The sequence below is a fragment of the Brachybacterium sp. Marseille-Q7125 genome, assembly GCF_023062615.1.
Classification (GTDB): domain Bacteria; phylum Actinomycetota; class Actinomycetes; order Actinomycetales; family Dermabacteraceae; genus Brachybacterium.
This window is the reverse complement of the sequence record NZ_JALLAL010000051.1, coordinates 1-21,273: the sequence shown is the minus strand read 5'-3', so window position 1 is coordinate 21,273 and position 21,273 is coordinate 1. Positions and strand designations below refer to the sequence as shown.

General features: G+C 71.1%; 20 protein-coding genes. 13 read left to right on the top strand and 7 right to left on the bottom strand.

All coding sequences use genetic code 11. From position 1 onward, the window contains the following. The first annotated feature begins 70 nt into the window (after window positions 1-70). The 3 genes from MU407_RS11685 to MU407_RS11675 all read left to right on the top strand — a co-directional run bounded on the left by MU407_RS11685 (window position 71) and on the right by MU407_RS11675 (window position 3,559). Window positions 71-1,051, top strand: a complete 981-nt coding sequence (locus MU407_RS11685; protein WP_246957688.1) for an acyltransferase — start codon at window positions 71-73, stop codon at window positions 1,049-1,051. 431 nt (window positions 1,052-1,482) lie between these two features. Continuing rightward, on the top strand, window positions 1,483-3,042 hold the full coding sequence (locus MU407_RS11680) for a sugar transferase (RefSeq protein WP_246957686.1): 1,560 nt from the start codon (window positions 1,483-1,485) through the stop codon (window positions 3,040-3,042). Window position 3,043: 1 nt separating this feature from the next. Beyond that, complete coding sequence (locus MU407_RS11675) at window positions 3,044-3,559, top strand: VanZ family protein (protein WP_246957684.1); 516 nt, start codon at window positions 3,044-3,046, stop codon at window positions 3,557-3,559. Here MU407_RS11675 and MU407_RS11670 read toward each other — a convergent pair. Next, on the bottom strand, window positions 3,444-4,292 hold the full coding sequence (locus MU407_RS11670) for a nucleotidyltransferase family protein (protein WP_246957682.1): 849 nt from the start codon (window positions 4,290-4,292) through the stop codon (window positions 3,444-3,446). The two genes, MU407_RS11675 and MU407_RS11670, sit on opposite strands and share 116 nt — an antisense overlap. Before the next feature lie 55 nt (window positions 4,293-4,347). Here MU407_RS11670 and manA point away from each other — a divergent pair, with 55 nt between their 5' ends. From manA to MU407_RS11655, 3 genes are read left to right on the top strand one after another with little or no spacing between them, the layout of a single operon-like run. Continuing rightward, the gene (gene manA, locus MU407_RS11665; RefSeq protein ID WP_246957680.1) at window positions 4,348-5,547 is read left to right on the top strand and encodes a mannose-6-phosphate isomerase, class I; all 1,200 of its coding nucleotides are present in this window, start codon (window positions 4,348-4,350) and stop codon (window positions 5,545-5,547) included. Continuing rightward, window positions 5,547-5,822, top strand: a complete 276-nt coding sequence (locus MU407_RS11660; protein ID WP_246957678.1) for a PqqD family peptide modification chaperone — start codon at window positions 5,547-5,549, stop codon at window positions 5,820-5,822. The genes manA and MU407_RS11660 overlap by 1 nt, the downstream gene beginning before the upstream one ends. Before the next feature lie 7 nt (window positions 5,823-5,829). Further along, entirely contained in the window at window positions 5,830-6,951 is a 1,122-nt protein-coding gene (locus tag MU407_RS11655; protein ID WP_246957676.1) for a hypothetical protein, read from the top strand. On the opposite strand, the gene MU407_RS11650 is transcribed toward MU407_RS11655, so the two are convergent. The 3 genes from MU407_RS11650 to MU407_RS11640 form a co-directional block, all read right to left on the bottom strand. Then, window positions 6,941-7,471 (bottom strand): hypothetical protein, encoded by a 531-nt coding sequence (locus MU407_RS11650; protein WP_246957675.1) that lies wholly within the window; start codon window positions 7,469-7,471, stop codon window positions 6,941-6,943. The two genes, MU407_RS11655 and MU407_RS11650, sit on opposite strands and share 11 nt — an antisense overlap. Further along, entirely contained in the window at window positions 7,468-8,574 is a 1,107-nt protein-coding gene (locus MU407_RS11645; RefSeq protein ID WP_246957673.1) for a MauE/DoxX family redox-associated membrane protein, read from the bottom strand. Before MU407_RS11645 ends, MU407_RS11650 begins: the two co-directional genes overlap by 4 nt. 166 nt (window positions 8,575-8,740) lie before the next feature. Further along, window positions 8,741-9,232, bottom strand: coding sequence for a hypothetical protein (locus tag MU407_RS11640; RefSeq protein WP_246957671.1), 492 nt, complete (start codon window positions 9,230-9,232; stop codon window positions 8,741-8,743). 496 nt (window positions 9,233-9,728) lie between these two features. Between MU407_RS11640 and MU407_RS11635 the strand changes: the two genes are divergently transcribed. From MU407_RS11635 to MU407_RS11625, 3 genes are all read left to right on the top strand, one after another. Further along, window positions 9,729-11,162 carry an aldehyde dehydrogenase family protein gene (locus tag MU407_RS11635; RefSeq protein WP_246957668.1) on the top strand — a complete coding sequence of 478 codons (1,434 nt, stop codon included), beginning with the start codon at window positions 9,729-9,731 and terminating at the stop codon, window positions 11,160-11,162. A gap of 295 nt (window positions 11,163-11,457) precedes the next feature. Further along, entirely contained in the window at window positions 11,458-12,798 is a 1,341-nt protein-coding gene (locus MU407_RS11630) for a M48 family metallopeptidase (RefSeq protein WP_246957665.1), read from the top strand. Window positions 12,799-12,952: 154 nt separating this feature from the next. Continuing rightward, complete coding sequence (locus tag MU407_RS11625; protein ID WP_102236956.1) at window positions 12,953-14,383, top strand: MFS transporter; 1,431 nt, start codon at window positions 12,953-12,955, stop codon at window positions 14,381-14,383. 37 nt (window positions 14,384-14,420) lie between these two features. Here the strand turns inward: MU407_RS11625 and MU407_RS11620 are convergent, their stop codons facing one another. Beyond that, window positions 14,421-15,281 carry a hypothetical protein gene (locus tag MU407_RS11620; RefSeq protein ID WP_246957662.1) on the bottom strand — a complete coding sequence of 287 codons (861 nt, stop codon included), beginning with the start codon at window positions 15,279-15,281 and terminating at the stop codon, window positions 14,421-14,423. Further along, on the bottom strand, window positions 15,269-15,751 hold the full coding sequence (locus MU407_RS11615; RefSeq protein ID WP_246957661.1) for a hypothetical protein: 483 nt from the start codon (window positions 15,749-15,751) through the stop codon (window positions 15,269-15,271). Before MU407_RS11615 ends, MU407_RS11620 begins: the two co-directional genes overlap by 13 nt. 496 nt (window positions 15,752-16,247) lie before the next feature. Between MU407_RS11615 and MU407_RS11610 the strand changes: the two genes are divergently transcribed. Beyond that, window positions 16,248-17,618 (top strand): transglycosylase family protein, encoded by a 1,371-nt coding sequence (locus MU407_RS11610; protein ID WP_246957658.1) that lies wholly within the window; start codon window positions 16,248-16,250, stop codon window positions 17,616-17,618. 274 nt (window positions 17,619-17,892) lie between these two features. Here the strand turns inward: MU407_RS11610 and MU407_RS11605 are convergent, their stop codons facing one another. After that, a complete protein-coding gene (locus MU407_RS11605) occupies window positions 17,893-18,183 on the bottom strand; it encodes a hypothetical protein (protein ID WP_246957655.1) in 291 nt (96 codons plus the stop codon). Window positions 18,184-18,217: 34 nt separating this feature from the next. Between MU407_RS11605 and MU407_RS11600 the strand changes: the two genes are divergently transcribed. The 3 genes from MU407_RS11600 to MU407_RS11590 all read left to right on the top strand — a co-directional run bounded on the left by MU407_RS11600 (window position 18,218) and on the right by MU407_RS11590 (window position 21,146). Further along, a complete protein-coding gene (locus tag MU407_RS11600; RefSeq protein WP_246957652.1) occupies window positions 18,218-18,604 on the top strand; it encodes a hypothetical protein in 387 nt (128 codons plus the stop codon). A 161-nt stretch (window positions 18,605-18,765) separates the two neighbouring features. Beyond that, window positions 18,766-19,836 (top strand): L-threonine 3-dehydrogenase, encoded by a 1,071-nt coding sequence (tdh, locus tag MU407_RS11595; RefSeq protein ID WP_246957648.1) that lies wholly within the window; start codon window positions 18,766-18,768, stop codon window positions 19,834-19,836. Window positions 19,837-19,931: 95 nt separating this feature from the next. Next, window positions 19,932-21,146, top strand: coding sequence for a glycine C-acetyltransferase (locus MU407_RS11590; protein ID WP_102237325.1), 1,215 nt, complete (start codon window positions 19,932-19,934; stop codon window positions 21,144-21,146). Window positions 21,147-21,273: the final 127 nt, after the last annotated feature.

The following is a 21,273-nucleotide window of genomic DNA, read 5'->3' as shown; positions in this document are numbered from 1 at the left end:
TTCGAGCGCATCGAGAACCATACGAACCGCTCGCTCACGCAGCTCGTCGGGGTACTTGCGTGGTGCAGGCATGACAGGGAAGTCCTTTCCGTGGCTTCACTGCCTCCATCATCCCCGGGGCGATCCATTCCTCCTGCTTTCCCACGCCAGCACCATTCCGGGCATCACCGCTGCCATCGCTACCCCTGAAGCGGTGCACCTGCTGAACGCGTTCCTGTCACCCTTCCGCATGCCCGTGCTCATGGTCCTCTCCGGCGCCCTGCTCGCCCGGTCGCTCGGCAGGCCACTGGGCACCTACATCTGGGGCAAGGCACGCGTTCTTGTGTGGTCCTACCTGGTGTGGGCGATCGTGATCTTCGCGGTGCTAGGCCGGCTCTCGGAGCTGCTGCGGCCGTGGGAGTGGGTCCAGACCCTCTACCTGTGGTACCTCGCGTTCCTGTTCGTCTACTACCTCATCGCGCTTCTCGTGCCCCGCATCGGCGCGATGCCTGTGCTGCTCACGGCAGTGGGGATGGCGGCGGTTGCCGATGCTGCGCAGCGCGGCTTCATCACCAGCTTCTTCTTCTACATGACGCTGTTCTTCCTGGGGCACCTGCTGGCCCCACGGCTCGCATCGCTCAGCCGACACCGGGTCCTGCTGCTCGGCGTCGTGCTCATCGCGTTCGCCGTCACGGCGCAGCTGCTGCAGATGGGGCTGCACCTCGACGACGGTGTGCTGTGGCGACTGGTGCGAGTGATCCCCGCGGCGGTCGGCACCTCGGCGCTTGCGCAGGGACTGCTGCCGACGGGATGTCCGGTCCCCCGCGCCCTGGCTCCGGTGGAGTGGGTGGGGCGCAGCTCGCTGGTCTTCTATGTCTCCCACTACCCGGTCATGGCCCTGCTCGCGCAGGCCGTGAGTCGCAGCGGGATCGCGCTGGACGGAATGGGCATCGTGGTCGTCGGGTTCTCGCTGGCGCTCATCGGTGGAGGCGTCCTCGTGCTCCTGCGGCGGCGGGTTTCCCCGGTGGATCTGCTGTTCGAGCTCCCGCGGCGGGGGAGAGCAGTCCGCTGACCCTCGGAATCTGACGCCACCCGCCATCACCGTCGTGGTCCCCACCACACGCCTTGAAGTGATGGGTGGCACATGCTGTGCGTGCCGGAAAGTTGTCCTTGCTGACGACCCTCAGATCTCGACGGCATGGAAAGGCCCCCGGCCAGCGTTGACCCATAAGGGTGAGGATGTAAAGACACCTGACTGAAAACCTTTTTCCCAGCGTGTGGGCAGTTGTTGTGACCTTTCGGGCTGTCGGCAGGGCTTGACAACACCTGCGCAGAAAATGAACCGTATGTGGTGACCTGCCGGTCACTGGGGGTGGTCGGAGGGTCGCAGCAGGTCTGTGACAGCCCTCGGCTGAGGGGTGGAACACCACACCGGTGCGCGCTATGCAGTGCGTGCCCACGGCACGCTGCGCAGGCCCTGAAGCCGGTGGAAAGAGGTGGAGCATGGTGACGCAGCTGGAGCGCTCCGCGCCCTCGCGCTCTGACTCCACCGCGCCTGGCCCAGTCCCGTCGGCCACCACGCCCGGCCGTGCCCCGTCGGCCCCGAGCACCGCGTCCGCCACCGCGGCGTCGCGTGCCCGCGCCCTCCTGCAGCGCCACAGCGAACGCCGCATCTCCTGGCTGCTGGCCGGCGCGGACGGTGTGGCCCTCGCGCTCGCCGTGGCCCTCGCGATCATCCTGCGCCAGAGCCTGTTCCCCGCCGCCGGGGATCTCACCGGTTACGTGGCCGATGCCGCTCTGCCGATGGCAGCCGGCTGGCTGCTGGCGATCATCCTGTTCAACGGGTACGACGTCCGCCTGATCCCCTCCGGCCCGGACCTGTACCGCAACCTCCTGCACGCCTCCCTGGCCGCCGCCGGGATCGTCGGCGCAGTGGTGTATCTCGCGGACATCCCGCTGTCCCGCACCTTCTTCACGCTGCTGTTCCTCATCGGCCCCGTGCTTCTGCTGGGCGTGCGCGTGCTGGCCCGTCGGATCCTCAACCGCCTGCGCGCCCGCGGGCACCTGGGCACCCAGGTGCTGGCCGTCGGCTCCCTCGAGCACATCGACCAGATCGCCCGCACCCTCCACCGCGAACGCTGGCTGGGCTACAGCGTGATCGGCGCACTCACCCCCACCGGACAGGACCGCAGCTCCCGCACGGGCATTCCCGTGCTCGGCGCCCGCGAGGACCTGCTGGAAGTGGTGCGGCGTGAACGCCCCGGCGTCCTACTGTTCGCCGCCGGCGCCGGCACCGGCCCCGAGGAGTTCCGCCGCACCGCCTGGCAGCTCGAACGCGAAGACGTGCGCGTGATCGTGGTGCCCGCGCTGTCCGAGATCGCTGCCGACCGCGTGCAGATGCGGCCCGTGGCCGGACTGCCGCTGGTGCATATGGACCTGCCGCGCGCCCGCGAGGCGCTGCGCTGGACCAAGCGCGCCTTCGACATCATCGCCGCTGGGGCGGGTCTGCTGCTGCTCGCCCCGCTGATGGGGCTGATTGCCCTGCGCATCCGGCTGCACGACGGCGGGCCTGTGATCTTTCGGCAGGACCGCGTGGGTCGCGACGGCCAGCATTTTGAGTTCCTCAAGTTCCGCTCCATGGTCACCGACGCGGAGGCCGTGCGCGTGGAGAAGCTGGAGCGGGCCGTCCAGGACCGGGGCAACGCCGTGATGTTCAAGATGCGCGAGGACCCACGTATCACCAAACCTGGCCGCTTTCTGCGCAAATACTCGCTGGACGAGCTGCCGCAGCTGTGGAACGTGCTGCGCGGGGACATGAGCCTGGTGGGGCCCCGGCCGGCCTTGCCGCAGGAGGTCGCCGAGTACGACGAGATGGCGCGGCGCCGACTGAGCGTGCGGCCCGGCATCACCGGGCTGTGGCAGGTCTCCGGTCGCAGCGATCTGTCCTGGGAGGACACCGTCCGGCTGGACCTCTACTACGTGGATAACTGGTCCTTCTTCCGGGACCTGCAGATCCTTTTGCGCACCGTCAGGGCGGTGCTCGCCGCGGCGGGAGCGTACTGACGTGAGCCTCCGGCTCCTTCGACTCGCCGCGATCGCCGTGCTCGCGCTTTACGTCCTGGCCGCCGCTGCACTGCTGCTGACCTCGGATGGTTGGGGGGTCAACCGCGCCAACGTGCAGGTCTGGTTCTGGACCACCGGGCTGCTGGGCATGCGTCACCTTGTCACCCCGGAGCAGTTCGCGGTGGTGGCGAACGTGCTGCTGTTCATCCCGGCTTTCGCCGCGCTCGCGGTGCTGCGCCCCACCTGGTGGTGGGTAGCCGTGGGCGCCGCCTGCTCCGCCGCGGTGGAGACCTACCAGCTGTCGCTCGGCACCCGGCAGGCGGATGTGCGGGACATCGTCATGAACACCCTGGGAGCGGCCCTGGGGGTCGCCGCCGGGCTGGGTCTGCGCCGCCTGCTGCTCAGCGGCGCCGCAGGAGTTTCTTCGCCAGCCGAACCCACCGCGACCACCACTCCCGCCGCAGCTCGCGGCGGCTCGGTGCATGGCCCAGCCGGAGGGAGAGATGGTCGTGATTGACATGCATCGCCTGGGCCAGCACCCGAACGTGCCCCAGCACCCCGCGCGCATCCCGCAGCCGTGCCCGCCACACCGTGGTGGCGTCGGCATCCACGTCCAGCGCACGCCACAGGTGCTCGTCCCGGCCTCCCGTCACCAGCTCCTCCTGGCCGGTGACCAGTCCCAGCGGCACCTCGGCGCCCAGCTCGCGGGCCAGCGCCACCACTGCTCCGCGGCCTTCGGCATCCAGCGTGCCCCACGCCGCCTCGACGTCCCGGGCGGACTTCCCGGCGGACTCGCGGGCGGCGTGCACCAGCAGCAGCAGCCGCTGGTGCAGCAGGGCCGGGACGGCGCAGTCGATCCCGCCCAGGTCTGTCACCTCGTGATCGGACCACAGACGTTCGAAGGAGTGCGCGGGATCTCGGTGCATCCCGGGGAACCAGCGGTGAACGTCCACGGTGCCCCACAGCTGGTGATGGAACGCAGCGGCATGCCCGAACACGCTGCCTTGCGGGAACGTGGTGATCTGCTCCCAGCCGGCGGCCTCCAGGACGCGCGTGAATGCGGCGACGTCCGCGGGCGCCACCAGCACGTCGCAGTCCGTGGATCCGGGGCGTCCCGCGGAAAGCACCGGATGCAGGGCTTCGCCCTTGATATGGAGGATGCGAGCCCCGGCGGTCCGCGCATGGTGCTCCAGGCAGCCGTGCGCCAATCGCAGGCGTACTGCGGTGGGGACCTGCAGGGTGGTGCTCATACCGAGGAGTGTAGGCATGTGCGGCTCGCATCCGCGCCGCGGGAAGGAGCGGGTCATGTGGAAGATCGATAGTCGTATTCAGCACTACGCCTGGGGGTCCCGCACCGCGATCCCGCAGATGCTCGGTGCCACGGCCGACGGCCGCCCGTGGGCTGAAGCCTGGTACGGAGCGCATCCCGCCGCGCCGTCGACCGTTCCGGACGGCCGCACGCTCGACGAGGTCATCGCGCAGGACCCTCAGGGGCGTCTGGGCGAGGTGACCGCTCGCGCCTTCGACGAGCGCCTGCCGTACCTGCTGAAGATCATCGCGCCCGAGCAGCCGCTGTCCCTGCAGGTCCATCCCAGCCGTGAGTACGCCGTGGAATCCTTTGCCGCGGAGAGGGCGGCCGGACTGCCCCTGGACTCCCCGCTGCGCAACTACCGCGATGACAACCACAAGCCGGAGATGCTGGTGGCGCTGACGGACTTCACGGCGCTGTGCGGGTTCCGTACCCCGCGCCGCGCCGCCAGCATGCTGCAGGGACTGGGCACGGAGCTCACCGACCGCCTGCACCGCCTGCTGCTGGAGAGCCCCAACGCCCATGGCATGCGCGCCGCCTTCCGCGCCCTGGTCACCGGGCCGGTGCGGCCCGACCCGGCTGTTGTCACCGAGGTGGTGGCCGCCTGCCGCGAGCGCCTCGAGCAGGGACGCTCGCCCTCGCCGCGGATCGACCGAATCGTCTCCTTCCTGGCCGAGCATCACCCAGGGGACCCCGGGGTGGTCGCAGCGCTGCTGCTGAACCCCGTGTCCCTCCAGCCTGGGGAGGCGCTGTTCGTCCCCGACGGCACCCTGCACGCCTACCTGCGCGGAACGGGGCTCGAGATCATGGCCTCCTCCGACAACGTGCTGCGCGCTGGGCTCACGCGCAAGAAGGTGGACGCTGAGGAGATGCTGCAGTGCGTGAGCGTGGCCGCCGCCCCGCCGATGCGCGTGGCGCCCGAGCATCAGAACGAGACCACGGACGCCTTCTACGCCCCGGTGGACGACTTCGAGCTCTCTCTGACCACCCTCGAGGGTCCCGCCGCCGACGGGAGCCTCCACCGCGTGCCCGGCAGCGGCCCCCGCATCGTGCTGGGGCTCGAGGGCGAACTCACCGTCGAGGCAGGCGGCGCCGAGCATGAGCTGGTCCCCGGGCGGGCCGTGTTCGTCGGCGCCGACGAAGGACCGCTGCGGGCCCGCGGGCACGGGCGGCTGGCCCAGGCGAGCGTGCCGTGATGCGCTACCGCCTGAAGGACCCGGTCCATGACGAGCACGAGGACAGCACGATGTGGGTGGGTGCCCTGCCCCACGGCCCCATCGTGCAGGTCACCGGTACCGGGCTGCTGGTGATGGACGCGATGCTCGCCGCCGAGGGCGAGCCCCGGGACGCCGCGGAGATCACCGCCTTCCTGCGCACGATGTACGAGGATCTGCCGGCCGAGGCGGAGAGCTCGATCGCGGAGTTCCTGCGCGAGCTCGAACAGCTCGGCGTGGTGGAGCAGGAGCGCTGAGCGGACCATGACCCCACCGAAGACCATGCCAGGAACGACCGGATCGGACCTGCACCTGCAGCTGGACGGCGCCCTCCTGCACCTGCACCTGGGGGAGGGGCTCGAAGAGCTCGCAGGAATCCTGGCGCACCTCTGGGAGCACGTGGCGGTGCCCGCCGGAGATCGCGAGCCGGACATCGTCCTGGACCTCGTGGCACCGGGCGAGCAGCGGGAGGGTGCGGTCGCCGTGCCCCCGTCCGGTGCCGCCGCGGCCTATGTGGTCTCCGGCCTGATCACCCGCAAGCTCATCGCCCGCCGCGTAGGCACTCGCCTCCTGCTGCACGCCGGCACGCTCCAGCACCCGGACCTCGGGGTGGTGACGCTGATCGGTGCCTCCGGGGCCGGGAAGTCCACGGCCACCCGCACCCTCTCCGCCGCAGGGCGATACCTGAGCGACGAGCTGACCATCCTGGACCCGTCGGACCTCCGCATCACCGGGTACCCCAAGCCTGTCTCCCTCGGGGCGGGGCCCGGGCGCGACAAGGGCGACATCGCGCTGCCGGACCTGGGCCTGGTCCCGGCCCGCACCGCCGCGGCCCCGGACATCGTGGTGGTCCTGCGCCGGGAGCAGGACGGCGACGGCTCGGGGGCGGTGCGTCGGCTTCCACTGGGGGAGGCGCTCGCCGCGGTGGTGCCGCAGACGTCCTCGCTGTGGGAGCTGCCGGACGGGCTCGCGATCCTCGCTGGGCTGCTGACCAGGACCGGCGGCGCCGTCGAGGTGCGGTACACCGAATCCGCTCAGCTCCCCGAGCTGCTGTCCGAGCTGCCGCCGCCGCTCGACTCCCCGCACGCCCCGCTGCCCGCCCCGCGGGCTGCTGAGGCACCCAGCCCAGGGCTCCTTCAGGCCGCTCCGGCGGCGCAGGCCCTCGCGATGGATAGCGGGGTGTTCGTGCTGGATCAACGCAGCGCAGTGCACCTGCCGGGTCTGTCAGGGCTAGTGTGGGAGATCCTGCGCACCGACGGCCCGCTCACCCTCGCGGACATGATCCAGACACTGGTCGACGAGCTGGGGGAGGACCCGGCGAGCGGGGACATCCTCGCCCGGGTGCTCGAGGACCTCGTGGCCTCCGGCTGGGTGGTCAGGGGCTGAGCAGTCCCGCGAGCGCCTCGATCTGCGTATCGATGAGGCGGGCGGCGTGCGCTGCCGCCTCGGGGCCCCGCCGGTAGGGGTCGGGGATGTCCGCTCCGCGCGAAGCCGGGATCCGGGACCAGGCGGCCACGTGCTCTCGCAGCGGACGCTCGGGGGTCTCCTGCACGAGCCGCACCAGCTGCGGCAGGGTGCCGAGCAGCCCGATGCGCCGCACCGCGTGCGGGAACTCGTCGATCAGATGCATGCGCTGGCGCTGGGACATGGTGAGCACCAGATCTGCGCCCAGGTCCGGAGCGGTGACGGTGGTGGCGCGGAAGCCCTCTGCATCACCGCCGCGCTCGCTGAGCTCCGCGGCCATCCGCGCCTCCATCGGGTGCCCATCCAGTGCCGCGATGCCGCGGCTCGCGGTGCGGGCGCCGGGGACCCGGGCGGCCAGGAGACGCTCGGCGAAGGGGGAGCGGCACACATTGCCGGTGCAGACGAACAGGACGGACAGCGGCGCGGCGGAATGGGTGCTCACGGCAGCTCACCGTCCTCCCGGGCCTGCGAGATCTGCTCCTGCATCTCGGTCACGAAGTCGATCACGGCGTCACCGCCGGTGACGGGGCCGCCGGCCAGTAGACCGTCGGCGCCCAGCAGCACGGCCGACGGGGCACCGCGGGCCCCGAGCGCGGTCCGGGTCGTGAACTCGTGGTCGTGCAGCACCGCGTCCCCCACCCGCTGCGCGGTGCGCTCGCGCAGGGACTCCTTCGGGCGGGAGAACACAAAGCGCACCTGCAGGTAGGGGGAGAGGTCCTCGATCCACTCCTCGGCATGGTCCAGCACCCGTTCGCAGGGCCCGCAGCCTTCGGTTGCGAACACCAGCAGCGCCGCGCGTTCGATCGTGAGGCGGTCCAGGGATATGAGCGATCCGTCGGGACGCTGCAGGATCGCCGCGGGGATGGGGGTGCGCTCGTAGTCCAGCAGGCCGTCCTCGCCCGGCTCCTCGTCGGTGACGACGCCGGGCCGGTCGAGCGGTGTGCCTGGCGCATCGGGCCCGGGGGCTGCGGGGCTGGGGACCGGGGCCGCGGGAGCGGGTGTCGCCGCGGGGTCAGCTGTTGTAGGACTCTCGAGGCCGCCCAGGGTCAGCACCGTGAGCAGCACGGTCAGCAGCAGCACGGCCGCGATGATCACCAGGTACAGCGGGGCCTGCACCACGGTGATGGTGAGGATCCCGCTGATCGCGGCGATGAGGGTGAGCGCCGCGAGGAGGGTGAGGATGATGTTCCGGCCCAAGGTGGAGCGGGTGACGGTGGGGGAGGCGAGGGTGCCGAAGCAGGAGCAGTCCACCTGCTCGTCGAAGGTGAGGGCCCGCGCGATGATCACCAGGTACGCGAGCACCAGCAGCAGGATCAGCACGGCGACGGCTATCTGGAGCCGCCACAGCGGGATCCACAGGGCGAGCGCCAGCACGACCTCGCCGGCCGGCAGCAGGTTCGCCACCAGCGGGTGCAGGGGGCGCGCTGGGATCCGCAGCGAGGTCATCGCATCCTGCGTGCCCTGCCGCGTGCCGAGCTTTGCAAGCCCCGAGACCAGCAGGGTGAGCGCCATCAGGATCGGTGCGGCCAGCAGCAGCACGGTCATTCCTCGAACCTCCCGTCAGCCCGGGCATCGGGCGTGGGATCCATTGTCTCGCGGCAGGGGCATGGGCGGAGCGGTCCCCACACAGCGACGCGCCGCATCACGCCGGAATGCGATTCCGGAGCGCGATGCGACGCGTCGAGGGCTGTGTCGGGCGCGGGCCCAGCGATCACTTCATCGTGACCCACTGCGGAGGTAGCGTGTCGGTCTTGACCGTGCCGCCGTTGGCGGCCGTCATCGTCGCGGTGTAGCCGCCCCAGATCTGGTAGCTCGGGTAGCTGCACATTCTGCTGTTGTACCGCAGGTTCGCGTCGAAGGCGGAGTTGGGCCAGGAGGTCGGGCGCGTAGTGGTGTTATCGGCAACGGACGAAGACGTCTTCGGACCGATGAACGTGAAGGTGTAGACCCGGTAGTACTGGCCGTTCATGTGCTGCCTGGTGGAGCTCTGGAGCTGCCAGTTGGCGCCGGTCCCGTTCTGGAATACGAACGGGTTCTCGTAGTTGGACGAGTTGATGTAGACCTCAGGGATACCGACGACGTACGTCAGCGACTGGATCGTGATCGTTGTCGGCTCGGAGATCGTCCCGTCGCTCTTCTTGTCGTTCACCACGGTGAAGCCGAGCGGCGAGGTGCCCACCGGCACCTGGTTCGTCAGCCTCATGCTCGGTGTGGACGTATTGCACCACCGCTGGTAGTAATGCGACGCCCGCATCCGATAGTTGCGGGTAGGCGATGCTGCGAAAGCCGGCGCAGCGAACGCCATGGCGGCTGCGGGCGTAGCCCAGGCGGCGCCCTTCACGAGGGCGCGGCGCGAGGTCTGACTGCGCGTCGGGGTCTGCTCAGAACGGTCGGTCATTGGTTCCTCCAACACGTAAATGGTCGGCGCCCCGAACGCCTTCGCTCGTCAGGGTGGGGCCAGCGAAGCGGGACCCCGCCCCGGAGAAAAGCATCCGTAAGACCGGGCGGTAACGGGCCAATAGTACGTTCTGGATGCATGTGTGGGAAGCCGCGAGCCGCCCCGTGTAACGGGATCGTGATCACCCGTTCACCATCCGGACAGATGTCATTATCCGGGTGCCGTCGGTCGTCACGCTCACCTGGGCAGATGTGCGCCGTCGGCTGCGCACGCGGCATCCGCGGCGTCGTATCGTGCACCTATGGCCTCCCCCACACCCGATGCCGCCCCCACCACTCCGGACCCCGCCCAGCGCTCCGCGATCATCGAGGACGTCACCGCCCTGCGTACCTCCTTCGACGCCGGCACCACCCGGCCCCTGCGCGCCCGCCTCGCGCAGCTCACTGCCCTCGAGCGCGGCATCGCCGCGGAGCGCGAGCTGCTGCTGACCGCCCTTGCGCAGGACCTCGGCAAGCCTCGGACGGAAGCCGCGATCACGGAGCTCGGCGTCGTGGGGCAGGAGATCCGCGAGGTGCGCCGGAACCTCGCCTCGTGGATGCGGCCCGAGCGGCTGCGGCCCGGCCTGCTGCTCAGCCCCGCCTCCGCGCAGCTGCGCCGCGAACCGATGGGCACCACGCTGATCATCGCGCCGTGGAACTACCCGCTGAACCTCACGCTCGGCCCGCTGATCGGCGCGATCGCCGGCGGCAACACCGCGATCCTCAAGCCCTCCGAGGTGGCGCCCGCAACCTCCGCGGCCCTCGCGCACCTGCTGCGTACCCACCTGGATCCCGACTGGGTGCGGGTCGTCGAAGGCGCGGTCGAGGAGACCACGATCCTGCTCGAGCAGCGCTTCGACCTCATCTTCTACACCGGCAACGGCACCGTCGGCCGGATCGTCGCGCGCGCCGCCGCCGAGCACCTCACCCCCACGGTGCTGGAGCTGGGCGGGAAATCCCCCGTGTTCGTGGACGAGGGCACTGACCTCAAGACCGCCGCGCGCCGCATCGTGTGGGGGAAGTTCACCAACGCCGGGCAGACCTGCATCGCCCCCGACTACCTCATGGCCACCCCGCGCACCATCGAGAAGCTCACCCCGCACCTGCTGCGCGCCGTCCGCGCCATGTACGGCAAGGACCCGCGGCGCAGCCCCGACTACGGCCGGATCGTCGCCGAACGGCACGTGGACCGCGTGCTCGGCCTGATCGACGACGACAAGGCGATCCTGGGCGGCACCGCGGGCGCCGACCGCGCCGAGCGCTTCATCCCGCCGACGATCATGACCGACGTGGCCTGGGATGATCCCGTGATGGGCGAGGAGATCTTCGGTCCGATCCTGCCGCTGCTCGCCGTCGACGGCCCCGAGGAGGCGGTGGCCCGCATCGCCGCGGGGGAGAAGCCGCTGACCGCCTACGTGTTCTCCCCCCGCCGCGAGGTCGAGGAGCTGTTCGCCGAGCGCACCTCCTCCGGCTCCCTCGCCCTGGGGATGACCCTCGCGCATGTGGGCAGCAGCGGGATCCCCTTCGGCGGGGTGGGGGAGTCCGGCATGGGCGCCTACCACGGCCGCGCCGGCTTCGAGGTCTTCACGCACGCCAAGCCCGTGGCCCGAAAGCCCCTCCGCCCGGACACGCTGCGCCTGGTGTACCCGCCGTACACGGGCCTGCGCAAGGCCCTGCTGGGCCGGCTGTTCCGCTGAGCGGCGGGGTGCGGGCGCGTCGGCGGGGTGGGGGCGCGTCGGCGGGGTGCGGGCGCGTCCGCTGTGCAGCTGAGCACCCGGCCCCGGCAGGCTGACCGAGCGCCCGGCCAGGGTGAGCGGATCCGCCGATCGGCTGACCCCGCTGCGCCTTTCGGCGCGACCCGTTCCACTCTGCGTCCACGCCGGCTCCGCCCTGCGGCGATGATTCATCCACAATCTGCCGCCGCGCCTCCCGTGGCCGGGCGGACGTAGATATCGTCGGCTCCGGTCACCCACCGAACCAGGGGCGCGCACTATGACGTCCTATCCACCGCCGCCATCGGCCCCCATCCAGGCCCCGTCCACGCAGCCCGCCGACCCCACCGTATACAACGGCACCACCATCCACGGGATCCTGGGGCAGAAGAGGATCCGCCACCCCTGGGAACTGCCGATGCTCGCCGTCGGCATCATCTTCACCGTCCTGGCGATGCTGGCGTGGCTGGTGTCCGCCGCGGTGGTGATCTACGGCCTGGTCATCGGCGAGTACACCCCGGAGAGCATCTCCGCCCCCAGCGAGCAGCAGACCTTCACCACCTGGGCGGGCCTGCTGTGGAACTGGGTCTCCACCCCCGTGATGGGCTTCATCGTGCAGATCGTGTTCATCGTCGGCATCATGTGGATCGTCATCTTCATCGCCCGCGCCATGATGTACGCCAACTACCGGCTGCGCGGCGTGCGCATGAGCCCCACCCAGTTCCCCGAGGGCTACCGCATGGTGGCCGAAGCCGCCCAGTACTTCGGCATGCGCCGCATCCCCGACGCCTACGTCGTCACCGGCAACGGCGTCATCAACGCCTTCGCCTTCGGCCACGGGCTGCGCCGCATCGTCGTGGTCCACTCTGACCTGTTCGAGGTGGGCGGCAAGGTCCGCGACCCCGACGCTTTGCGCTTCGTGATCGCCCACGAGCTGGGGCATCACGCCGCCGGGCACGTCTCCTACTTCCGCATCCTGTTCAGCAACCTGCTGCACCAGGTGCCGATCATCGGCATGGCCTACTCCCGCGCGCAGGAGTACACCGCCGACAACTACGGCTACGCCTTCTGCCCCCAGGGCGCGATGGGCACCATCGGCGTGCTCGGCGCCGGGAAGTACCTCAACGCCGACGTCAACACGCATGAGGTCGCCGACCGCGCCCACACCGAGGGCGGGCTGTGGACGCACCTGTCCGTGTGGTTCAGCGCGACACATCCGCCGCTGACCTGGCGCGCCCACGCCCTGCGCGACCGCTCCAAGCCCGGCTCGATGTGGATCCGGCCCGGCGGCAACATGTTCTCGGCGCCGCTCGTGCCCGGCGGCACGTTCTCCAAGAGCTACCCGACCCCCGCGGAAGCGCTGGCGATGCTCGATGCCGCCGACCGAGAGCGCCCCGCCTGGGCCACCGACCAGTTCGGCCGCTTCCCCGGCGTGGACTACACCGGCCTGCCGGCGATCCGCGACATGCAGGTGGCCGCTCCGCTGCGGCAGGACCGCACCAGCTACGTCATCCCGCCTGGCCCCTACCGGGACGACGCCCGCGGCCCGCTCTCCCGGCAGGCCGGCAACCCCTTCGCCCCGGGAGGCTCCTCGCAGCAGGGAGGCGCCCCGCAGCAGTGAGGCGGCCGCGGCGGTGTGGCGGCCGCGGCGCCACGTGGGAGCCGCGCTGGGTCCCGTCGGCCCTGCCTCTATGCTCCGGGCGCGGGGCAGCCCCGGCTTGTCCTGTGGCTCACGCCGGGTGGCCGGACCGTCGGGCCGTGCGTACGGTGGCCGGGTGATCCCCGACCCCTCCTCCCCGTCCCCGCCGGTGCGGCGCAAACCCCTGCTGGGCGTACTGCTCGCGCCGCTGTTCGCCGCCCTCGTGGCTGTCAGCGTCATCAACGTGGCATTGGCCGCGATCGGGGAGGGCCTGGACGCGGATTCCGGGGACCTGCAGTGGGTGATCTCCGGGTACGCCCTCGCCTTCGGGATCCTGCTGGTGCCTGCGGGGCGGGCGGGCGATGCCACCGGGCGACGGCGCATGTTCATCATCGGCGTGGGGGTGTTCACCCTCGGCTCGCTGCTGTCCGGCATCGCCCCGACCGTGGAGATCCTGAATCTCTCACGGATCCTGCAGGGCATCGGCTCCGGCCTGCTGAACCCCCAGACGGTCGCCCTGATCCAGCAGCATTTCCGCGGCCAGGACCGCGCGCGAGCCTTCGCGCTGCTGGCCACCACCGTCGCGGTCGCCACCGCCATCGGCCCCGTGCTGGGCGGCGGACTGATCCAGCTGCTGGGCCCCGAGCTGGGCTGGCGCTGGATGTTCCTCATGAACGTGCCGGTAGGGGTCGTGGCGATCATCGGCGCGTTCCGGTACATCCCCGATGACAAGCTGCGCAGCGGCCGCCTGCCGGACCTCGACCCCGTCGGCACCGTGCTGCTGAGCGCCGCGATCCTCGGGATCATGCTGCCGTTCCTCGAGCGCGGCGTGAGCCCGCTGGTGTGGCTGAGCTTCCCCGCCGGGCTCATGGTGCTGGGCCTGTGGTGGGCGTGGGAGCAGCGCTACCGGCGCCGCGGGCGCGCCCCCATGGTGGACACCGGGATTTTCACCAACCGCGCCTTCCGCAACGGCATCCTCATCATCTCCGTGTACTTCCTGGGCGCCACGAGCGTGTGGATCATCATCCCGCTGTTCCTGCAGATGCACCTACAGCACACGGCGTTCGAGGCGGCGCTGATCGGCCTGCCGTCCTCCGCCGCCGCGGCGATCAGCTCGCAGGTGGCCGGGCGGTACGTGCTCACGCTGGGGCGGCGCCTGGTGATCGTCGGCTTCGGGATCGCCTTCACCTCGATGCTGCTGACCGCGATCATGTCCGGCTTCGTGGAGAACGGGACGCTGTCCTTCTGGTGGCTGGCCGCTCCGCTGACGCTCATGGGCCTCAGCCAGGGCATGACCATCTCCCCGAACCAGACCCTCACGCTGAACTCGATGGATCCGCGCTTCGGCGGCGTGGCCGGCGGGATCCTGCAGCTCGGGCAGCGGATCGGCGCCGCGATCGGCACCGCGATGATCCCCGGCATCCTGTTCTCCCTCACCGAGTCCGGCACGCCGTGGCTCGAGGCGTTCGTGATCGTGGTGAGCATCATCATGGGCCTGACGCTCGTGGCCATGGGCTTCAGCATCGCCGACCGCGCCCGCGAGAAGCAGGCGCCCGGGGCGCTGTAGCAGGGGCGGACGCTGCGCTGCGGGCGGGCTGGCGCCCTCAGCCTCGTCGGCCCCTCCATCGCTCGAGCGGCAGGAACGCGGCCCAGCACACCACAGTGGGCAGGAAGTGGATGCCCAGCAGCACGAGTGTGCTCAGGTGGAACCCGATGTACAGCGCCACCGTGAGGTACAGCGCCTTCCCGCGCAGGAACAGCACCACCGGGGCGAGTGCCTCAAGGGCTAGCCCCGCCCACTGCGCTGGCACGAACAGCCACGGCGTGTGCTCCACCAGCCAGTGCGCCACCGGGGTGCCGCGGCGGATCGACGCCCACGTGAGGATCGCGCTGTTGCCCCAGTTCGCGAGCGAGCCCGAGTACAGGATCTTCGGGATCACGGAGAACACATAGGTGCTGACCACGGCGATCTGGATGGCCCGCAGCGCCCAGCCGGCGGCCTCCGAGCCCCCGCCCGCCGCGCTTCCACCTGCCGTGTCCGCGCCGCCCGCGCCCGACCCCGTCGGTACCGTGGGCAGCACCGCGAGCGCGACCATGAGCGCCATGTGGTCGTGCGCCACGTACCCGTAGGAGTTCGAATACAGCATCCACACCCAGAACGCGACCGCCACGACCGCGCCCACCAGGCGTTCCCGCCACCCCCAGATCACCAAGGCGCAGCCGATGAGGATCACCGCCAGCAGCGTCCAGGCGAGCGCCGGGGTCACCGGCGGCAGATGCAGCAGCCGCGTCAGCAGCAGCGGTTGGAAGAACCCGGGGCTCGTGGCGTGGGAGAGGACGTCGCGCGAGAAGGTCAGCACGTCCACGATGACGAACCCGTACAGCAGCACGCGCAGCATCCGCACCCGCTCGAGCGGCACCGCCGGGGCCAGGACGCTGCGCAGGGCGGTGCTCAGCGCTCCCATTGCGTCACCTCGACCAGCTCTTCCTCGCCGTGCGCGGCCCCGTCTCGCAGCTGGGTGATGCGCTGGCACAGGATCAGCGCCTGCAGCGGCGCATCATCGGGGTGCCGACGGTCGTACTCCGCCGCGAGCGGTTCCAGCAGCGCAGGGTCTTCCTGGATTGCGGGAAGCTGATTCTCCACATCGGCCCGTTCGATGCCGACGCTGCGATGCCCGAAGCGGATGTCGATCACCGCGCCCTCCGCCGTGACGCCCTGCAGGCAGGTGTTGACCACCTGGCCGTTCGGGGGTATGCCGCGGGAGAACTGGTCCAGCACGCCGAAGGGGAACAGGTCGTTGGAGCGGGTCAGCCCGCCGACGAGCAGCACCGCGAGGCAGGCGAACGTGACCAGCGTTCGCCAGACGAGCGACAGCGCCGAGAGGCGGGCCGGAGGGCGGGCGGTGGTGTGAGCCGAGGGGCGGCCGGCGAGCATCGGCCCAGTTTACTGAGCCCCGGGCGTGAGGCGTGGGGCCGAGGGGTGGGCGCGAGGCGTGGGGTCGACGGGCGGGCGGCACGGGCCCGCCCTTACTCGCACAAATGCGGGATCCGGTGGCATGGTCGCGCCGCGCATGCCACGGGAGCTCACATTTGCGGGCCTGGGCCGGGGCGCCGGGCGGTCCAGCCCGGCAGCCCGACGCCGCCTGCAACCCGACCCGCCGTCGGCACAGCCCCGCCCGCACCCCGGGCTGAGGCCCGCAGGCTTGTACTCCGTAATTCCCTCGATGTCATTTCGCCTCGCGGCCATTTCGGCAAAATCTTGATAAAGCCCGGGGTGGAATGCGGTATTCCCGCTGGCCCCTTCTGTCGCTGACCAGGCACGGTGATGAGGACCAGGCACGGTGATGAGGCGCGCCCGCATCCCACGGCGCCTGGACCATCCCGACATCCTCTTCCCCGCCTTCCCTTCCCCGTCTTCCCCAGGAGTTCCGATGTCTGCTCGCCGTCACGCCCCGACCCACCGCGCAGAGGGCTCGGCCGTCTACTTCCGCGGCGCCCGCGTGGCCCCGAAGATCGCTGCGGCCACCGGCGGCGCGGTCGTCGCCGCAGGCCTGGGCCTGGCAGCGACCCCGTCGGCCCTGGCCGATGACTCCGTGTGGGACCGCGTCGCGGCCTGCGAATCCGGCGGGAACTGGTCCATCAACACCGGCAATGGCTACTACGGCGGCCTGCAGTTCTCCCCTTCCACTTGGCGGGCCTTCGGCGGCACTGAGTACGCGCCCAACGCCCATCAGGCCACCAAGGCCGAGCAGATCGCCGTCGCCAAGCGCACCCTGCAGGGGCAGGGCCCCGGCGCCTGGCCCGTGTGCTCGGTGCGCGCCGGCCTCACCCGCGCCAACGGCGGCGCCGATGCGAACGCCCAGCCCGGGGGCAGCACCACCCCGCGCGAGGATGACTCCGCCTCCCGCGGCAGCGACCGCCCGAGCTCCGGCGCGCTCGTGGTGGACGGCAAGTTCGGCCCCGCGACCACCCGCGCGCTCGAGGGCTGGATCGGGGTGCGCCAGGACGGTCGCCTGACCACCGCGGACATCAAGACCCTGCAGGGGAAGATCGGCGCGGCGCGGGATGGTCGGCTGGGCCCGGAGACCACGCGCAAGCTGCGCGCCACCATGGGGCTTTCCTCCAACGGCGCTGGTGACTTCCGGGGCGACCGGGCCACGGTTCGCGCCCTGCAGCAGTTCCTGAATGACGGCGCCCCGGCCCGCACCGCCCCGTCGGCTCCCTCGACGAGCGGTTCCCTCGCGCTGGATGGCCGGTTCGGTCCCGCCACCACTCGCGCTCTGGAGCGCTGGCTGGGTGTGACCCAGGATGGGCGTTTCTCCACCGGTGACATCAAGGCGCTGCAGAAGAAGATCGGTGCGGTCCAGGATGGTCGACTGGGCCCGGAGACTACCCGGAAGCTGCGCGCCACCATGGGGCTTGCCCCGAACGGCGCTGGCGACTTCCGCTTCAACTACGCCACCGTCAAGGCCCTGCAGAGCTTCCTCAACGATGGCGCCCCGGCCCGCACCGTCCCATCGGCCCCCTCCACGAGCGGCACGCTCGAGCTGGATGGCCGGTTCGGTCCCGCCACCACCCGCGCCCTGCAGGGCTGGCTGGGCGTGAACCAGGACGGGAGCCTGTCGACGAACGACATCAAGGCGCTGCAGAAGAAGATCGGTGCGGTCCAGGATGGTCGACTGGGCCCGGAGACTACCCGGAAGCTGCGCGCCACCATGGGGCTTGCCCCGAACGGCGCTGGCGACTTCCGCGCCAACTACGCGACCGTCAAGGCCCTGCAGAACTTCCTCAACGGGAACTGACCGCGGGCCGACGGGGGCTTGACGCCGGTCACGCCCTGCGGCCGACGGGGGCTGGGCCGACGGGCCCACGCCCCGCACCCGCGGCCGCGCGTGCTCCCGTCCCAGCAGAGCCCGCGCAAATGTGGGATCCCGTGGCATGCGCGCCGCCAACATGCCACGGGATCCCACATTTGCGTGCTTGGTCAGCTCAGGCGAGGTCAGCTCAGGCGCGCGTGTCGGGCCAGCTCAGCCGGGCGAGCCCTGCCCAGCCACCCCGGCCACCCCGCCCCGGCGCTCACCCCATCTTCTGGCGGCTCTTGCGCATCTGCCACAGGTAGTACGCGGCGATCACGGCCAGCAGCAGCGAGGCGTAGATCGCGAGCGCCGAGGCCTGCCCGTACTGCAGCTGCTCGAAGGCCAGTGAGCGGATCGCCAGGGGCATCGTGATCGCAGAGCCGGAGGGCCCGCCGCCCCCGTCGGCGCGCAGGTCACGCACGTGCCCGGCATCGCGCAGCGCATCACGCCCGGAGGGGAGCGCTGGCGCATCAGTGTGGCCGGCGCCGTCCCGCCCACCGACCCCGGGCATGACCCGTCGGCCCCGGTGCACGACATCGTGGCCGATGCGGTCATCCTCGCCACCGGCGGACTTCCCCCACAGCGCCAACCCGGTGCTGCATGCGCTGCGCGAGGACGGCCTCGGGCGGGCCTGGGAGATCCCCGGGGCCGATGGGGCCCAGCCCGTGCCCACCGGGGCGCTCGAGGTGGGCCCCGCCCCCTACCGGGTGGTGGATGCAACCGGGCGCGAACAGGCGGGGCTGTACGCCGTCGGCGTGCCGCTCGAATCCATCCTGTGGGGCACGCAGCTGCAGCCCCTGGCCCGCACCAACTCCCGATTCCTGCGCGAGCTCGACGAGGTGGCGCGCGATGCGCTGCTGCCCGGCGTGGACGCGCAGGAAGCACCGCAGGCCCGCGACCCCGAGCGCGAGCATGCCGAGGAGAGCGCCTGAACCATCCACCGCGCCGCCCCGCATGCGGCACATGGAGTCCGCCCGCGCGGACACGGGCCTTCCGTCGGCCACCGGGCGGCGGCGGAGGGGCCATGCTGGGAGATGAACGAACGCCCACCCGGGCGCCGGAGAGCCCGCGAGGGCAGAAGAGAGGAAGCACGATGCGCGCACTGCGCAAGACCGCGCCCGGCGCGGGGCTGGAATTCACCGAGGTTCCCGAGCCGCAGCCCGGGCCGTGGGACGTCAAGGTGCGGGTGCTGCGCGCCGGGATCTGCGGCACCGACCTGCACATCCTGGCCTGGGACGCCTCCGCCCAGCAGATGTGCGACACCGTCCCCTTCACCCCCGGCCATGAGTTCTACGGCGAGGTCGTCGAGGTGGGGTCCGAGGTGCCCGATGTACGCGTCGGCGACCGCATCTCCGGGGAGGGCCACGTGGTGTGCGGGACGTGCCGCAACTGCCGCGCCGGCCGCCGCCAGATGTGCATCCGCACCCGCTCCATCGGCGTGCAGCGCGACGGCGCCTTCGCTGAATACGTCGTCCTGCCGCACCAGAACGTGTGGGTCCACGAGCACGGCGGCGGCACCGAGCTGATCACCCCCGAGCTCGGCGCCGTCTTCGACCCCCTGGGCAACGCCGTGCACACGGCCCTCAAGTTCCCGCTGGTGGGCGAGGATGTGCTGATCACCGGTGCCGGGCCGATCGGCCTCATGGCCGCGGCGGTCTCCCGCCACGCCGGCGCCCGCTACATCACCCTCACCGACCTCAACCCTCACCGCCTGCAGATGGCCCGCGAATCCTCCGGCGCCGATGTGGTCCTGGACGTCGCCTCCACCCGGGTGCGTGACGCCCAGAAGCAGCTGGGCATGCGCGAGGGCTTCGACGTGGGCCTGGAGATCTCCGGCAGCGCCCGCGCCCTCCAGGAGATGATCGAGAACATGAACCACGGCGGCCGGATCGCCCTGCTGGGTCTGCCCGCCCAGCAGTTCGAGATCGACTGGACGATGGTGGTCACCCGCATGATCACCCTGCAGGGCATCTACGGCCGCGAGATGTTCGAGACCTGGAACGCCATGAGCGCGATGCTCTCGACGTCCCCGACGCTGCGCCGCGCGATCGAGGCGACGATCACCGACGTGCTGCCCGCCGAGCAGTGGGAGCGCGGCTACGAGATCGCCCGCGCCGGCGAGGCCGGCAAGGTGGTCCTGGACTGGGAGCACATCAGCTCCTGACCTGGCCCACGGAGTGGGCGGGGCATTGTGCAGTAGGCACAGCCCCCGTCGGCCCCCTGACCATTCACCACCACCCATCCCGAGGGAAGGACCCCATGTACACCGACCTCAAGGACCAGCTGACCGCCGAGCTCGCCGAGATCGAGCAGGCCGGCACCTACAAGCACGAGCGCGTCATCGCCACCCCGCAGGGAAACCGCATCACCGCCGGCCCCATCGGGCGTGACGGCGCCGAGGTGCTGAACTTCTGCGCCAACAACTACCTGGGGCTCGCCGACCATCCGCGGCTCATCGAGGCTGCGAAGCGCGCGCTGGATGAGCGCGGCTTCGGCATGGCCTCCGTGCGGTTCATCTGCGGCACCCAGGACCTGCACCTGCAGCTCGAGGACGCGGTCTCGCAGTTCCTCGGCACCGAGGCGACGATCCTGTTCTCCTCCTGCTTCGACGCCAACGGCGCCGTGTTCGACCCGCTATTCGGGCGGGAGGACGCGATCATCTCCGACGAGCTGAACCACGCCTCCCTGATCGACGGGATCCGCCTGTCCAAGGCCGCGCGCTTCCGCTACAAGAACGCCGACCTCGCGGACCTGCGTGCCCAGCTCGAGGCCACGAAGGAGCTGAACGACGGGAAGGGGGCGCGCCGCACCGTCATCGTCACCGACGGCGTGTTCTCCATGGACGGTTACCTCGCGCCGCTCGAGGGGATCTGCGACCTCGCCGAGGAATACGGTGCGCTGGTCATGGTCGATGACTCGCACGCCGTGGGCTTCATGGGCGAGACCGGCGCCGGCACCCCCGAGCACTTCGGTGTCAGCGACCGCGTGGACATCTACACCGGCACCTTCGGCAAGGCCCTCGGCGGCGCCTCCGGCGGCTACGTCTCCGGGCGGCGCGAGATCGTGGACCTGCTGCGGCAGAAGGGGCGGCCCTACCTGTTCTCCAACTCCCTGGCCCCCACGATCGTGGCTGCGACCCTCGAGGCGCTGCAGATGGTGGCCGGCTCCGCGGAGCTGCGCGCCCAGCTGCAGCGCAACACCGAGCAGTTCCGCCGCCGCATGACCGAGGAGGGGTTCGACCTGCTACCCGGCGAGCACGCGATCATCCCGGTGATGTTCGGGGACGCAGCGCTCGCCGCCCGCGTGGCCGATGCGATGCTCGAACACGGGGTGTACGTCACCGCGTTCTCCTACCCGGTGGTACCCAAGGGCAAGGCGCGCATCCGCGTGCAACTCTCCGCCGCGCACACCGAGGAGGACGTCGAGGCCGCGGTGCAGGCGTTTGTCGCGGCGCGCAAGGACGTGCAGGGCTGAGCTGAGGGTCGGGGCCGGGCGCGTGGGGCCGGGGCCGCCGGGCGGTGCCGGGCCCCCGGGGGGCCCCGCCCGGGGTCTGGCGGGGCCGCCCGCGGGGCCGGCCGCAGCGGGCGCCCCTCCGCCGCGG